The organism is Pseudomonas sp. Mn2068, from assembly GCF_049319725.1.
In the GTDB taxonomy this organism is placed as follows: Bacteria; Pseudomonadota; Gammaproteobacteria; order Pseudomonadales; family Pseudomonadaceae; genus Aquipseudomonas; species Aquipseudomonas gingeri.
The window spans coordinates 13440-27170 of sequence record NZ_JBMOUG010000008.1 but is presented as its reverse complement, the minus strand read 5'-3'; the positions used below and the strand labels follow the sequence as shown (position 1 = coordinate 27170).

Sequence of the window (13731 nt, the reverse complement as noted above, 5' to 3'; positions counted from 1 at the left end):
CGATGCAGGCTGACGACGAACTCCTTCCTCATGACTTGCTCTGGGGACTGACCCCGGCGCAGTTGCCGGAGGACGCACCGGGCTGGGTTGCCGAGGCGCTGAGCCACGGCCAGCCGGTGGTGGTGCGGCGTGCGTTGGCGTCTGCTGGCCAGGTGCCGGTGGGGGTGCGCGGGGTTCTGCGTGAACAGCGTTTTGCCACGCTGATGCCCCGGCGGCTGGTCGAGCGTCGGGTACGCCCCGAAGCCCTGATCGCGAGTATCGGTTGGGGACGCGACTGGCCGGCCTTGCAGGCGCTGCATTATCTGCGGCCCTTGCTGAACGCTTCGGGCCTGGCCTGGGGCGTCGGCGGCAGTGCCGGTTTCGAGTTGGCCACCGGCTTGCCGACCCTGCATCAGCAGAGTGACCTGGACCTGATCCTGCGGGCGCCGCAAGCCTTGTCGCGTCGTCAGGCCGCCGGCCTGTTGCAGCAATTGGACAATCCGTTCTGCCGCGTCGACCTGCAGGTGCAGACGCCACAAGGCGCGGTGGCGCTGGCCGAGTGGGCGGGCCCGGCACGCCGGGTCCTGCTCAAGCGGGCCGAGGGCGCGCTGTTGGTGCTCGATCCCTGGGCCGACCAGGAGCAGGCGGCATGAGCAGCCTGCTGGTGTTTCCCGGCCAGGGTGCACAACAGCCCGGCATGTTGCAGCGGCTGCCCGATGCCGCCGTGGTCCGCGATTGCCTGCGCGAAGCGAGCGAAGTCCTGGGCGAGGAGGTCGCGACCCTGGATACGCCACAGGCCCTGGCCTCGACCCGTGCGGTCCAGCTCTGCCTGCTGCTCGCCGGGGTGGCCGCTGCCCGCTTGTTGCTGGAGAACACGGAGGCGCCGAGCCATGTCGCCGGCCTGTCCATCGGCGCCTATCCGGCGGCGGTGGTGGCCGGGGCGCTGGACTTCGACGATGCCGTACGGCTGGTGAGCCTGCGTGGTGAGCTGATGCAACGGGCTTATCCACAGGGCTATGGCATGACCGCCCTGATCGGGCTGGAACTGGCGGCTGTGGATAAGTTGTTGGCCCAGGTGCACAGCGAGCGCACCCCGGTCTACCTGGCGAACATCAACGCCGACAACCAGTGTGTGATCGCCGGGAGCGAGGCGGGTATGAACGCGCTGGTTGCCCTGATGAGAAAGGACGGCGCCTCCCGGCGCCTGGCGGTCAGCGTGCCTTCTCATTGTCCGCTGCTGGACGAACCGGCCCGGGCATTGGCCGCCGCGTTCGCCACGGTGGCGCTGCGCGCGCCGCGGCTGGGCTACCTCAGCGGCAGCAGCGCGCGGCTGCTGCGTACCGCTGAACAGATCCGCGATGACCTGGCGTTCAACATGTGCCGGGTCGTCGACTGGCGCGGCACCGTGCAAAGCGCCTATGAGCGCGGCAGCCGCCTGCAGATCGAACTGCCACCGGGTTCGGTATTGACCGGCCTGGCGCGCCGGGTGTTCGAGCAAGGCACCGTCATTGCCTTCGACGGTGCCCGGCTGGACAGCCTCAAGGCGCTGATGGATGAGGAGGGACGCCGTCACCGATAAACACCGGCTGCTGCTTCGAAGGACAAAAACAACAACTTCGACAATGCGATGCGAGGACAACAAGAATGATTATTTACGGTGTGGCACTGTTGGCGATCTGTACGCTGGCAGGGGTGATTCTGGGTGACATGCTGGGCGTGTTGCTGGGGGTGAAGTCCAATGTCGGCGGGGTCGGGATCGCGATGATCCTGCTGATCTGTGCGCGTTTGTGGATGCACAGGCGCGGCGGCATGACCAGGGACTGCGAGATGGGTGTCGGTTTCTGGGGCGCCATGTACATTCCGGTGGTGGTCGCCATGGCCGCCAACCAGAACGTGGTCACGGCGCTGCACGGCGGTCCGGTGGCGGTATTGGCGGCGATCGGTTCGGTGGTGGTCTGTGGCTGCACCATTGCCCTGATCAGTCGGACCCACAAGGGCGAGCCATTGCCGGACGAACCGGCCGATATCGTGCCGGTCACTCCTGTCGCGGGAGGTCGCTGATATGTGGGATCTCATCGAGAAAGGCCTGGAACACAATGGCCTGATCACCGCGTTCGCCTTTGTCGGCGTGGTGATGTGGGTGTCGGTGGTGCTGTCCAGGCGCCTGACCTTTGGCCGGATCCACGGCTCGGCGATTGCCATCGTGATCGGCCTGGTGCTGGCCTGGGTCGGCGGCACCCTGACCGGCGGACAGAAGGGCCTGGCGGATCTGACGCTGTTCTCCGGCATCGGCCTGATGGGCGGGGCGATGCTGCGGGACTTCGCCATCGTTGCCACGGCCTTTGAAGTGCAGGCCACCGAGGCGAAGAAAGCCGGGTTGATCGGTGCCCTGGCGCTGCTGCTGGGCACGGTGCTGCCGTTTATCGTCGGGGCGAGCATGGCCTGGGCCTTCGGTTATCGCGATGCGGTGAGCATGACCACCATCGGGGCTGGCGCGGTGACCTATATCGTCGGGCCGGTGACCGGTGCGGCGATTGGCGCGAGTTCCGATGTGGTGGCGCTGTCGATCGCGACGGGGTTGATCAAGGCGATCATCGTGATGGTCGGCACGCCGGTGGCGGCGCGCTGGATGGGCCTCGACAACCCGCGTTCGGCGATGGTCTTCGGCGGCCTGGCAGGCACGGTCAGCGGCGTGACCGCCGGCCTCGCGGCGACGGATCGGCGGCTGGTGCCCTATGGCGCGCTGACGGCAACCTTCCACACCGGGCTGGGCTGCCTGCTCGGACCTTCGGTGCTGTTCTTCATCGTGCGCGGCCTGGTGGGCTGAGCCATCAATTCAACCTGTTGGCATACATCCGGCATTCCGCCAGGAGTGCCAACAGGTTGGGATCACGTTCCTTGGCCTTGAGAAACACCACGCCGATATGCTGTTGCAGGTGATAGCGCACCTGCAGCGGGATCAGCTTCACCCGGTTCTCGTACACCGCGGCGATCCGCCCTGGCAGCAAGGCGTATCCGACGCCGGAACTGACCATGCTCAGCAGGGTGAAGATATCGTTGACCTGCATCGCCACCTTCGGCTCGAACCCCGCCTGCTCGAACACCCGGTTGCCGTCGCGGTGCGTGGCGAAGCCCTGGGTCAGGGTGATGAAGGTCATGTCCCGCAGGTCCGCCAGGTCGACTTCGTCCTGCTGGGCGAAGGGCGAGTCGGCGGGTGTCGCCAGGAAGATATCGTCGGCGAACAGCGGTAGGTGTTCGCAGTCCGGGTCGTTGGTGGTGTCGTCCAGTGACACCAGGATCGCGTCCACTTCCATGTTCTTGAGCTTGTACAGCAGGTCGAAGTTGGAGCCCAGGATCAGGTCGATGTTCAGTTCGCTGCGGCGGATCTTCAGGCCCATGATCAGTTGCGGCACGGTTTTCACCGTCAGCGAATAGAGCGAGCCGAGCTTGAACCGCTCGGCGGAGAAACCGGCGGCCTCGCGGGTCATGCGCACGCTTTCGACGACGTCCTGGATCAGCTTCTGCGCGCGCTCTTCCAGCACGTAGGCGCTTTCCAGCGGTGTCAGGTTGCGGCCCTCGTGCTTGAACAGCGGGCAGCGCAGGGCGTTTTCCAGGGAGTGGATGGCCCGATGCACGCTGACATTGCTGGTCTGCAACTCGGCCGCCGCCCGCGCCAGGTTGCCGGTGCGCATGAAGGCCAGGAACACTTCCAGTTTTTTCAGGGTCAGCTCTTCGTCGATCAGCATGGCGCGGGCTCTTTTTCGAATGCCTCGATTGTGCCCAAGTCCCGGGGTTTTGGCTGGGGCTTTTTCAGAACCAGTTGGCTCCCAGGGTGCTGCTCAGCAAGCCGAGGGCGACGCCGGCGATGATCAGCCAGATGGCGTTGACCCGGCTGAAATACACCACGGCGGCGCTGACCAGTGTCAGCAGCAGGCTCAAGGCGCTGGTTTCCATGCTGCGGATCAGGATGTAGCTGGCGGCGAGGATCAACCCCACCGAGATCGGCAGCAGGGCGCGTTTGATCCGCTGGACCCACGGCGTTGCGGTGTGTTTCTCCAGCCAGCCGGCGCCGAACCAGGTGAGCATCGAGCAGGGCAGCAGCTTGGCCGTCAGCGCCACCAGCGCTCCGGGCAGGCCGGCCGCCTGCTGGCCGATAAACACCAGAAACATGCCGTTGGGGCCCGGCAGTGCCTGGGACAGGGCGAAGAAGGCGACGAACTGGGCGTCGCTGATCCAGTTCATCTGGGTCACGGTGTAGCGATGGATGTCGCCCAGGGCCACGGTGTTGCCGCCGATGGCCATCAACGACCAGAGCGCGCATTGGATCATCAGATGAAACAGTACGGTCTGCATGGTTCAGGCCCGCGGGTCGACAAAACGCAGGGCGATCGACAGCGGGATGCAGATCAGCAGGACGCTCCATAGCGGCAGGACCAGCACGCCCATCAGAATAAAGGTCAGGCCGAAGGCGCAGTAGTTGGCGAGGTTGCGCGGCATGGCCCTGAGCAGGCGCAGGGTGCTGCCGAGCATCAGCCCGGTGGCGATCGGCATGATGGCGCCGAACACCTGTTGCACCGCGTCATTGTTCCACCAGCGGGCGTAGGCGAAGCCTGCCAGCACGGTGATGATCGAGGGGAACAGATAGAGTCCGAGCAGCGCCACGCAGGCCCCCGGCAGACCCTGCTGGCGGCGGCCGTAGATGATGCTGACGTTGCCGATGTTCGGTCCCGGGAAAAACTGGCCGGTGGTCAGCAGTTCGTTGAAGCCTTGTTCGTCGACCCAGCGCCGGCGGTCCACCATCATCTGCCGGGCCCAGGGCATCACGCCGCCGAAGCCGAACAGGCCGACCATGGCGAAGTTGTAGAAGAGTTGCCAGAGGCTGGGCGAAGGGGCGAGGGCGGTGGTTGGCGCCGTGGCGGACATCGATGGGCTCCTTGGAACAGGCGGGGGCCGTTGCGGGTTTGGCGGTGGGCCATCAGTAAAGCCGGTTCGGGCCCGGCACACCAGAGGCCGGTCGAGAAATTGCCGGGCGCCGGGCATTGCATTCCGCGCCGCGAGGCCTGAGCCTAGTGGGCGGTATTCTGATCAACGGAGGTAGGCGGCAGATGTATCACGGGGAACGATTCAACGCCTGGACCCACCTGGTGGGGGCGGTGCTGGCGTGCATCGGCGCCATCTGGCTGCTGGTGATGGCGAGCCTGGACGGCAGCCCGTGGAAGATTGTCAGCGTGGCGATCTACGGCGTCACGCTGCTGGCCCTGTATAGCGTGTCGACGGTCTATCACAGTGTGCGCGGACGAGCGAAGGTGATCATGCAGAAGGTCGATCACCTGTCGATCTACCTGCTGATTGCCGGCAGTTATACGCCGTTCTGCCTGGTCACCTTGCGCGGTCCCTGGGGTTGGACCCTGTTCGGCATCGTCTGGGGGCTGGCGGTGATCGGCATGTTGCAGGAGATCAAGCCGCGCTCCGAGGCCCGGATCCTGTCGATCGTGATTTATGCGGTAATGGGCTGGATCGTGCTGGTGGCCATCAAGCCCCTGCTGGCCGCGCTGGGTATGGCCGGCTTTATCTGGCTGGCCACGGGCGGCGCGCTGTATACGCTGGGGATCATCTTTTTTGCCCTCGATCACCGGCTGCGCCATTCCCATGGGATCTGGCACCTGTTCGTGATCGCCGGCAGTGTCCTGCATTTCGTGGCGATCTCGTGGTTCGTGATCTGACCTAAGGTCGAGCGCGGACCTTGGTGGGAGCCGACTTGCCGGCGAAGGCGGGCGATCGGGCGATGCAAGGCCGGCTGGCCTCATCGCTGGCAAGCCAGCTCAGGTTTTGCGCTGTCTGTCAGAAGTCGCCCCACAACTGCTGGGCGACCGCCAGCGCCACCACCGGCGCGGTTTCGGTACGCAGGACTCGCGGGCCGAGGCGCGCCGGCAGGTAGCCGGCCTTGGCCGCCTGCTCGACTTCGCTGTCGGACAGGCCACCTTCCGGACCGATCAGAAACGCCAGGGTGCCCGGTTTCGGGTGACTGGTCAGGGGTTCGGCCACCGGATGCAGCACCAGCTTGAGGTCGGCTTCGGTCTGTTTCAGCCACTCGGCCAGCAACAGCGGTGGGTGGATCACCGGCAGGGTGGAGCGACCGCACTGTTCGCAGGCGCTGATCGCGATCTGCCGCCAGTGGGCCAGGCGCTTGTCGGCGCGTTCATCCTTGAGACGAACCTCGCAGCGCTCGCTGACGATCGGGGTGATCGCGTTGACGCCCAGCTCGGTGGCTTTCTGGATCGCCCAGTCCATCCGTTCGCCACGGGACAGGCCCTGGCCGAGGTGGATATGCAGCGCGGAATCCGCCTGGCCGGCGAAGCGTTCATTCAATTGCACGCGCACGCGCTTCTTGCCGACTTCCAGAAGGGTGCCGAGGAATTCGCTGCCCGAGCCGTCGAACACTTGCAGCACGTCGCCTTCGCTCATGCGCAGCACGCGGCCGATATAGTGCGCCTGGGCCTCTGGCAGTTCGTGTTCGCCGAGGCTCAGGGGAGTGTCGATAAAGAAGCGGGACAGGCGCATGGTGAGTCTCTGAATAACTGAATGATGTTTTGCCTGGGAGGGGCTTTTCGCGGGCAAGCCCGCTCCCACAGTGTCCGTGCCTGACCAGGCTTCCGAGGCACGACCTCGGACCCGGGAGTGGGCAAGCCCGCTCCCATGGTGTCCGTGCCTGGCCAAGCGTCCGAGGCACGACCTCGGACCCGTGGGAGCGGGCTTGCCCGCGAAGGCGGTATCACGGACGCCGCAATATCCTAGCCCGGATCGCGGAAATCCGGATGGAAGTTGGCCGGCACCGCCACGCTGATATCGCTGCGGGTCGCTATATCGATCCCTTCGCTGGCGACTTCGGCGAGGAAGTCGATCTGCTCCGCTGTGATCACATACGGCGGCAGGAAATACACCACGCTGCCCAGGGGGCGCAGCAGGGCGCCGCGCTCCAGCGCATGCTGGAAGACCTTCAGGCCACGGCGTTCCTGCCATGGGTAGGCGGTCTTGCCCGCCTTGTCCTGGACCATCTCGATGGCCAGGGCCATGCCGGTCTGCCGTACTTCGCCCACATGGGGATGGTCCGCCAGGTGCGCGGTAGCACTGCCCATGCGCCGGGCCAGGGACTTGTTGTTCTCGATGACGTTGTCCTGCTCGAAGATATCCAGGGTCGCCAGGGCCGCCGCGCAGGCCAGGGGGTTGCCCGTGTAGCTGTGGGAGTGGAGGAACGCGCGCAGGGTCGGATAGTCGTCGTAGAAGGCGCTGTACACCTCTTCGGTGGTCAGGCAGGCCGCCAGCGGCAGGTAGCCGCCGGTCAGGGCTTTCGACAGGCACAGGAAGTCCGGGCGGATACCGGCCTGTTCGCAGGCGAACATGGTTCCGGTGCGGCCGAAGCCCACGGCGATTTCATCGTGGATCAGGTGCACGCCGTAGCGGTCGCAGGCCTCGCGCAGCAGCTTGAGGTAGACCGGATGGTACATGCGCATGCCGCCGGCGCCCTGGATCAGCGGCTCGACGATCACCGCGGCGACGCTGTCGTGATGCTCGGCCAGGGTCTGCTCCATGACCAGGAACATGTTGCGCGAATGCTCTTCCCAACCCATGCCTTCCGGGCGCAGGTAGCAGTCCGGGCTGGGCACCTTGATGGTGTCCAGCAGCAGCGCCTTGTAGGTTTCGGTGAACAACGGCACATCGCCCACCGACATCGCCGCGACGGTCTCGCCGTGATAGCTGTTGGTCAGGGTGACGTAACGCTTCTTTTCCGGCCGGCCACGGTTGAGCCAGTAGTGAAAGCTCATCTTCAACGCGACTTCGATGCAGGACGAGCCATTGTCGGCATAGAAGCAGCGGGTCAGGCCTTCGGGCGTCATCTTCACCAGGCGTTCGGACAACTCGATCACCGGCTGATGGCTGAAGCCGGCGAGGATCACATGCTCCAGTTGATCGACCTGGTCCTTGATACGCTGGTTGATGCGCGGATTGCAGTGGCCGAACACGTTGACCCACCACGAACTCACGGCGTCGAGATAGCGTTTGCCGTCGAAGTCTTCCAGCCAGACGCCTTCGCCGCGCCGGATCGGGATCAGCGGCAGCAGTTCGTGATCTTTCATCTGGGTGCAGGGGTGCCACACGACCTCGAGGTCGCGTTTCATCCACTGGTTGTTCAGGCTCATTTCCACTCTCCCACGGGCGGCTCGCTACAGGCGCGGGCAAACAATCCGCAAGCCTATGCAATGCGTGGCCGCGGGACAACCCATTGGGGCATTTACCCGACCAGGAATCGAACGATGAGGTCGTCCGGCGGCGGCATGGACGATTTTTGCGATCATGGCCCTGGCGACTCGAATAAAACCGCTTGCCGGGCTGTTCTACCTGAGCGACGACCTTAATATTTTCTTAACCCGCTCGTCTCAGACTTATGATCGTATTTCTCGATATTTCAAAGCGAAATTTTCCGCTTTAATTCGATAGGTAAACCATTAGTCTTGGACGCAATACTTACAGGATCCGGCCATGCAGCTACGTAATTCCTCTTCTCGCTACGGTGCAGTCAGCATGTTCCTGCACTGGGGCGTGGCTCTGGTGGTCTTCGGTCTTTTTGCGCTGGGCTTGTGGATGGTCGGTCTCGACTACTACAGCGAATGGCGCAAGGCTGCTCCGGACCTGCATAAAAGTATTGGCCTGACCCTGTTCGCGGTGATGGTCCTGCGACTGCTCTGGCGCTTTGTCAGCCCGCCGCCGCCGGCACCGTCCAACCACGGCCGGCTGACCCGCGTGGCTGCCAAGCTGGGCCATGGCTTTCTCTATCTCGGCCTGTTCGCCCTGATGTTTTCCGGGTACCTGATTTCCACCGCAGAAGGTGTCGGGATTCCGGTGTTCAACCTGTTCGATGTGCCTGCCTGGATTTCCAGCATCCCCGACCAGGCGGATGTGGCGGGTACGGTGCATCTGTACCTGGCCTGGACGGTGGTGATCTTTGCCGTTCTCCATGGCCTGGCTGCCCTCAAGCACCATTTTATCGACCGTGATGCGACGCTGACCCGCATGTTGGGTCGCAAAGCCTGATGTTCAACCTCGACTCAAAAGGAATAGAAGCATGTTGAAAAAGACTCTCGCCGCTCTGGCAATCGGTACCGCTCTTCTGTCTGCCGGTCAGGCGATGGCCGCTGACTATGTGATCGACAAGGAAGGCCAGCACGCCTTCGTTGACTGGAAAATCAGCCACTTGGGCTACAGCTTCGTACACGGTACCTTCAAGGACTGGAGCGGCAAGTTCAGCTTCGACGCCAAGACCCCTGAAGCGAGCAAGATCGAAGTCGAACTGAAAACCGCCAGCGTGTTCTCCAACCACGCCGAGCGTGACAAGCACATCTCCAGCAAAGACTTCCTGGACGTGGCCAAGTACCCGGAAGCCAAGTTCGTCTCCACCGCCGTCAAGTCCACTGGCGAGAAAACAGCTGACGTGACCGGCGACCTGACCCTGCACGGCGTGACCAAGCCGGTCACCTTCAAGGCCACGTTCAACGGCGAAGGCAAGGATCCATGGGGCGGCTACCGTGCCGGCTTCAACGGCACCACCACCCTCAACCTGAACGATTTCGGCATCAAGGGCCCAGGTCCTACTTCCCAGACCCTGGACCTGGATATCTCGTTTGAAGGTGTGCAGGCGAAATAAGCGGGCATCATCCGTGATACCCCCATGAAAAACGCCCCCGGCTCTCACGAACCGGGGGCGTTTTTCATTGCCGTCTGGAACTCAGCGATTGCGTGTCAGCAGCGCCGGTTTCTCGCCGCGAGGGCGGTTCGGCAACTGATCCAGCTGCTCAGGCGTCAGGGCGCGATCGCTCTTGGATTCCTTGTGAATGATCTTCGGGGCCGGGCCGCGCGGGTTCTGCACGGCCGGCTCTTCACGTGGCTGATCATCACGGGATGGACGGCGGTTGCGCGAGTCTTCGCGACGGGCCTGGCCGTCACGTGGAGCACCGTTGCGTGGACCGTTGCGCTTGGCCGGCGGGGTGCCGGTGGTCGCGCCGTTGCTGTTGCGCGGACCATTCTGGCGACCTTGCGACTGACCCGTGCGCGGAGCACCCGCACCCTGGGCCGGGGCACCAGGACGACGACCACGGCCCGGTGCCGGCTTGGCCTGGGGCACGTAGTCGACGCGGTTACCGAAGTTATCCACATCGTCGTCGAGGAACTCGTCCGGAGCACGGTCGGCTGCCGGACGTGGCACTGGACGTTGCTGCTCGCGAGGCGTGCCTTCACGGGGCTTCTGCTCGCGGGCCGGGCGCTCACCGCGAGCGTTGGCCGCCGGTTTTTCCTTGCCGCCCTTGTCCTTGCCCTTGTCCTTGCGACCGCCACCACCACCGCCGCCATTCGGACCGTCGCCGCGCGGGCCACGTGGGTTGCGCGGGTTACGCACATCCGGACGCTCGCGGACTTCCGGTTTCTCGGCTTCCACCGCACTGGCGTCAAAGCCCATCAGGTCGCCGTCGGCGATTTTCTGCTTGGTCATGCGCTCGATGCTTTTCAGCAGTTTTTCTTCGTCCGGCGCGACCAGCGAGATCGCCTCGCCCGAACGACCGGCACGACCGGTACGACCGATACGGTGCACGTAGTCTTCATCGACGTTCGGCAGTTCGAAGTTGACCACATGGGGCAACTGGTCGATATCGAGGCCGCGGGCGGCGATATCGGTGGCGACCAGGATCCGCACGTCGCCGGCCTTGAAGTCGGCCAGGGCCTTGGTGCGGGCGTTCTGGCTCTTGTTGCCGTGGATCGCGACGGCGCTCAGGCCGTGCTTGTCCAGGTACTCGGCCAGGCGGTTGGCGCCATGCTTGGTGCGGGTGAACACCAGGACCTGTTCCCAGGCGCCGGCGGTGATCAGGTGCGCCAGCAGCGAACGCTTGTGGCTGGCCGCGAGGCGGAACACGCGCTGTTCGATACGCTCGACGGTGGTGTTCGGTGGCGTGACTTCGATGCGCTCGGGGTTGTGCAGCAGCTTGCCGGCCAGGTCGGTGATGTCCTTGGAGAAGGTCGCCGAGAACAGCAGGTTCTGCCGTTTGGCCGGCAACCGCGCCAGGACCTTCTTCACGTCATGGACAAAGCCCATGTCGAGCATGCGGTCGGCTTCGTCCAGCACGAGGATTTCCACGTGGGACAGGTCGACGCTGCCCTGGCCACACAGGTCGAGCAGGCGACCCGGGCAGGCAACCAGTACGTCGACACCACGGGACATGGCCTGGACCTGTGGATTCATGCCGACACCGCCGAAGATGCAGGCGCTGACGAACTTCAGGTCGCGGGCATAGAGCTTGAAGCTCTCGTGCACCTGGGCGGCCAGTTCGCGGGTCGGGGTCAGGACCAGCACGCGGGGTTGGCGCGGGCCGTGACGTTGGGACTTGTCCGGGTGACCGTTGGGGAACAACCGCTCCAGAATCGGGAGGGCGAAGCCGCCGGTTTTACCAGTACCTGTCTGTGCCGCGACCATCAGGTCGCGACCTTGCAACACGGCGGGAATGGCCCGCTGTTGCACCGGAGTAGGCTCGGTATAGCCCGCTGCCTCGATGGCGCGGACTAAAGCCTCGGAGAGACCGAGGGAAGCAAAGGACATGAGTAATCCTGTTCAGTTAGGGCATAGCCCGATGGGAATCTTGCCTGGCGCGAATGGCGTTTGGGGGCTGGACGAGAGCGGCCGGCATATCGCACGGCGCTTTTTCGTTCAGTCCTGGAGGACGCAATCCCGTCCGGTCCTGCTGGATCTTGAGGCTCTACGCACGGCGCGCGCGGGCCATTGGGCGGCGCTGGTCACAGTGTCGGAATACCTGATGCAAGGTCGAGCGTCCGGGCGTAAGCCTGGCGGGAACGCCGGAGTATAACAGAGCAATCGACGCGTGCCGCTTTCCTGCTGCTCAACGGTTTACTGCTTTTGCTTTCCCGAGGTCGCCGGCGGTTTTGCCGTCGGGGTGATTCCGCCATAGCGGGCAGCGAGTTCGGCATAGGCCGGCTCGCGCTTGAAGCGCTTGAGTTCGGCGTTGAAGCGCTGCACCAGCAGGTCCATGCCGGCGTTGCGGCGCAGGGCCAGGTACTGGCTGCCCTGGCGGATCACCGTCGGGTACTGGGCAATCCGCTCTTGCAGGTGCAGTTCCTCAAGTATGCGCTGGCCCACCCGGCGGTCGGTGATCAACAGGTCGATGCGGCCCAGGTCCAGTTTGCCGAAATTGGCCTCGTGGGTGGGCGCCGGTTCGCGCCGGAACTGGGGCGAGTCGTTGAATGATTCACCGTAGAAGTAGCCGGGAGAGGTCCCCACGGTCAGTCCCTTGAGGTCGTCGAGGGTGCTGACGGGGTGCGGACGGGCCTTGGCGTAGAAAAGCACGAACTCCACTTCGGAGAGGGGTTCTTCGGGATACAGCAGCGTCGCGTCGCGCTCGCTGTTGTGAAAGATATCCAGGGCGCCATCGGCCTGGCCCTGTTCGAGCATCGCCAGGCAGCGCTTCCAGGGCAGGAACTGCCACTCCACTTCAATGCCCAGGCGCTGGAAGACGATCGCCGTGGTTTCGTAATCGAGCCCCACCGCCCGGCCGTTCTCTTCGTACACGTAGGGCGCCCAGGGTTCTGTGACAATACGCAGCTTTTCACCTCGAGCCGCAAAGCTCAGGCAAGCGAAGAGTACGGCTGTCAGAAGCTGGGCAATGACGGGCATCGTTGGAGATTACGACGAGAACCCGGCCAATGGCTAGATCGGAAAGGCTCTGGCTCAAGGTTTTACCCATAAAAAAAGGTCCTGCTTGCGCGAGGACCCTTGTCGCTGTCCGGGCTGGAAGTCAGCGCGGCAACTTCAGATTGTTCCAGATCGCCAGGCTCGGCTCGGCCTGGTTCAGGGTGTAGAAGTGCAACCCCGGGGCGCCGCCTTGCAGCAGGCGTTCGCACATTTCGCTGATCACCTGTTCGCCGAACGCCTGGATGCTCTGGCTGTCATCGCCGTAGGCTTCCAGTTGCTTGCGGATCCAGCGGGGGATCTCCGCGCCGCAGGCGTCGGAGAAGCGCGCCAGCTTGCTGTAGTTGGTGATCGGCATGATACCCGGCACGATCGGGATATTCACGCCCATCGCCCGTACCCGCTCGACGAAGTAGAAGTAGCTGTCGGCGTTGAAGAAGTACTGGGTGATCGCGCTGTCGGCACCGGCATTGGCCTTGCGCACGAAATGCTGGATGTCGTCTTCGAAATTGCGCGCCTGCGGATGCATTTCCGGGTAGGCGGCGACTTCGATATGGAAATGGGCGCCGGTCTCTTCACGGATGAAGCTGACCAGGTCATTGGCGTGGCGCAGTTCGCCGCTGGCCATGCCCATGCCGGACGGCAGGTCGCCGCGCAGGGCGACGATGCGGTTGATGCCCGCGGCCTTGTACTGGGTCAGCAGGCCGCGCAGGTCGTCCTTGCTGTCGCCGACGCAGGACAGGTGCGGTGCGGCGGGAATCTTCACTTCGCTCTCGAGCTGCAGCACGGTGTTGATCGTGCGGTCGCGGGTCGAGCCACCGGCACCGTAGGTGCAGGAGAAGAAGTCGGGGTTGTGACTGGCCAACTGACGGGCAGTGGCAAGCAGCTTTTCATGCCCAGCGTCGGTCTTGGTCGGGAAAAACTCGAAGCTGTAGCGACGATCTTGAGACATGGTAATACCTATGGAAGCTCAGAATACCGGTGTGGGAGCGGCCTTGCCCGCGATGCAG

Annotated in this window: 15 protein-coding genes; 7 read left to right on the top strand and 8 right to left on the bottom strand. The window is 64.1% G+C overall.

Annotation, left to right across the window (positions count from 1 at the left end; translation table 11 throughout):
* Positions 1-2: 2 nt before the first annotated feature.
* From ACL9RJ_RS18985 to madM, 4 genes are all read left to right on the top strand, one after another.
* Entirely contained in the window at positions 3-632 is a 630-nt protein-coding gene (locus ACL9RJ_RS18985; protein ID WP_042934828.1) for a malonate decarboxylase holo-ACP synthase, read from the top strand.
* Positions 629-1558, top strand: a complete 930-nt coding sequence (mdcH, locus tag ACL9RJ_RS18980) for a malonate decarboxylase subunit epsilon (protein ID WP_017124827.1) — start codon at positions 629-631, stop codon at positions 1556-1558. The genes ACL9RJ_RS18985 and mdcH overlap by 4 nt, the downstream gene beginning before the upstream one ends.
* A 65-nt stretch (positions 1559-1623) precedes the next feature.
* A complete protein-coding gene (madL, locus tag ACL9RJ_RS18975) occupies positions 1624-2040 on the top strand; it encodes a malonate transporter subunit MadL (RefSeq protein WP_017124826.1) in 417 nt (138 codons plus the stop codon).
* 1 nt (position 2041) lies between these two features.
* Positions 2042-2806: a malonate transporter subunit MadM gene (gene madM / locus ACL9RJ_RS18970; protein ID WP_017124825.1), complete on the top strand. Its 765-nt coding sequence runs from the start codon at positions 2042-2044 to the stop codon at positions 2804-2806.
* Positions 2807-2810: 4 nt separating this feature from the next.
* Here madM and ACL9RJ_RS18965 read toward each other — a convergent pair whose 3' ends face one another.
* The 3 genes from ACL9RJ_RS18965 to ACL9RJ_RS18955 all read right to left on the bottom strand — a co-directional run bounded on the left by ACL9RJ_RS18965 (position 2811) and on the right by ACL9RJ_RS18955 (position 4902).
* Positions 2811-3725, bottom strand: a complete 915-nt coding sequence (locus ACL9RJ_RS18965) for a LysR family transcriptional regulator (protein ID WP_017124824.1) — start codon at positions 3723-3725, stop codon at positions 2811-2813.
* 64 nt (positions 3726-3789) lie between these two features.
* Positions 3790-4332: a chromate transporter gene (locus tag ACL9RJ_RS18960; protein ID WP_017124823.1), complete on the bottom strand. Its 543-nt coding sequence runs from the start codon at positions 4330-4332 to the stop codon at positions 3790-3792.
* 3 nt (positions 4333-4335) lie between these two features.
* Positions 4336-4902 (bottom strand): chromate transporter, encoded by a 567-nt coding sequence (locus ACL9RJ_RS18955; protein WP_177087030.1) that lies wholly within the window; start codon positions 4900-4902, stop codon positions 4336-4338.
* A gap of 182 nt (positions 4903-5084) precedes the next feature.
* On the opposite strand from ACL9RJ_RS18955, the gene trhA reads away from it, so the two are divergent.
* Positions 5085-5702, top strand: coding sequence for a PAQR family membrane homeostasis protein TrhA (trhA, locus tag ACL9RJ_RS18950; protein WP_017124821.1), 618 nt, complete (start codon positions 5085-5087; stop codon positions 5700-5702).
* 118 nt (positions 5703-5820) lie between these two features.
* On the opposite strand, the gene ACL9RJ_RS18945 is transcribed toward trhA, so the two are convergent.
* Entirely contained in the window at positions 5821-6540 is a 720-nt protein-coding gene (locus ACL9RJ_RS18945; RefSeq protein ID WP_178992258.1) for a 16S rRNA (uracil(1498)-N(3))-methyltransferase, read from the bottom strand.
* Between the two features lie 230 nt (positions 6541-6770).
* Positions 6771-8177, bottom strand: a complete 1407-nt coding sequence (locus tag ACL9RJ_RS18940; RefSeq protein ID WP_178992257.1) for an adenosylmethionine--8-amino-7-oxononanoate transaminase — start codon at positions 8175-8177, stop codon at positions 6771-6773.
* Between the two features lie 340 nt (positions 8178-8517).
* Here ACL9RJ_RS18940 and ACL9RJ_RS18935 point away from each other — a divergent pair, with 340 nt between their 5' ends.
* Together ACL9RJ_RS18935 and ACL9RJ_RS18930 are read left to right on the top strand one after the other, a co-directional pair.
* Positions 8518-9069, top strand: a complete 552-nt coding sequence (locus ACL9RJ_RS18935) for a cytochrome b (protein ID WP_177128327.1) — start codon at positions 8518-8520, stop codon at positions 9067-9069.
* Between the two features lie 31 nt (positions 9070-9100).
* Positions 9101-9679, top strand: a complete 579-nt coding sequence (locus ACL9RJ_RS18930) for a YceI family protein (RefSeq protein WP_017124818.1) — start codon at positions 9101-9103, stop codon at positions 9677-9679.
* Between the two features lie 81 nt (positions 9680-9760).
* On the opposite strand, the gene ACL9RJ_RS18925 is transcribed toward ACL9RJ_RS18930, so the two are convergent.
* The 3 genes from ACL9RJ_RS18925 to metF all read right to left on the bottom strand — a co-directional run bounded on the left by ACL9RJ_RS18925 (position 9761) and on the right by metF (position 13673).
* On the bottom strand, positions 9761-11617 hold the full coding sequence (locus ACL9RJ_RS18925; protein ID WP_017124817.1) for a DEAD/DEAH box helicase: 1857 nt from the start codon (positions 11615-11617) through the stop codon (positions 9761-9763).
* A gap of 306 nt (positions 11618-11923) precedes the next feature.
* The gene (locus tag ACL9RJ_RS18920; protein ID WP_177087026.1) at positions 11924-12706 is read right to left on the bottom strand and encodes a substrate-binding periplasmic protein; all 783 of its coding nucleotides are present in this window, start codon (positions 12704-12706) and stop codon (positions 11924-11926) included.
* A gap of 121 nt (positions 12707-12827) precedes the next feature.
* Positions 12828-13673, bottom strand: a complete 846-nt coding sequence (gene metF, locus ACL9RJ_RS18915; RefSeq protein WP_017124814.1) for a methylenetetrahydrofolate reductase [NAD(P)H] — start codon at positions 13671-13673, stop codon at positions 12828-12830.
* Positions 13674-13731 lie beyond the last annotated feature (58 nt).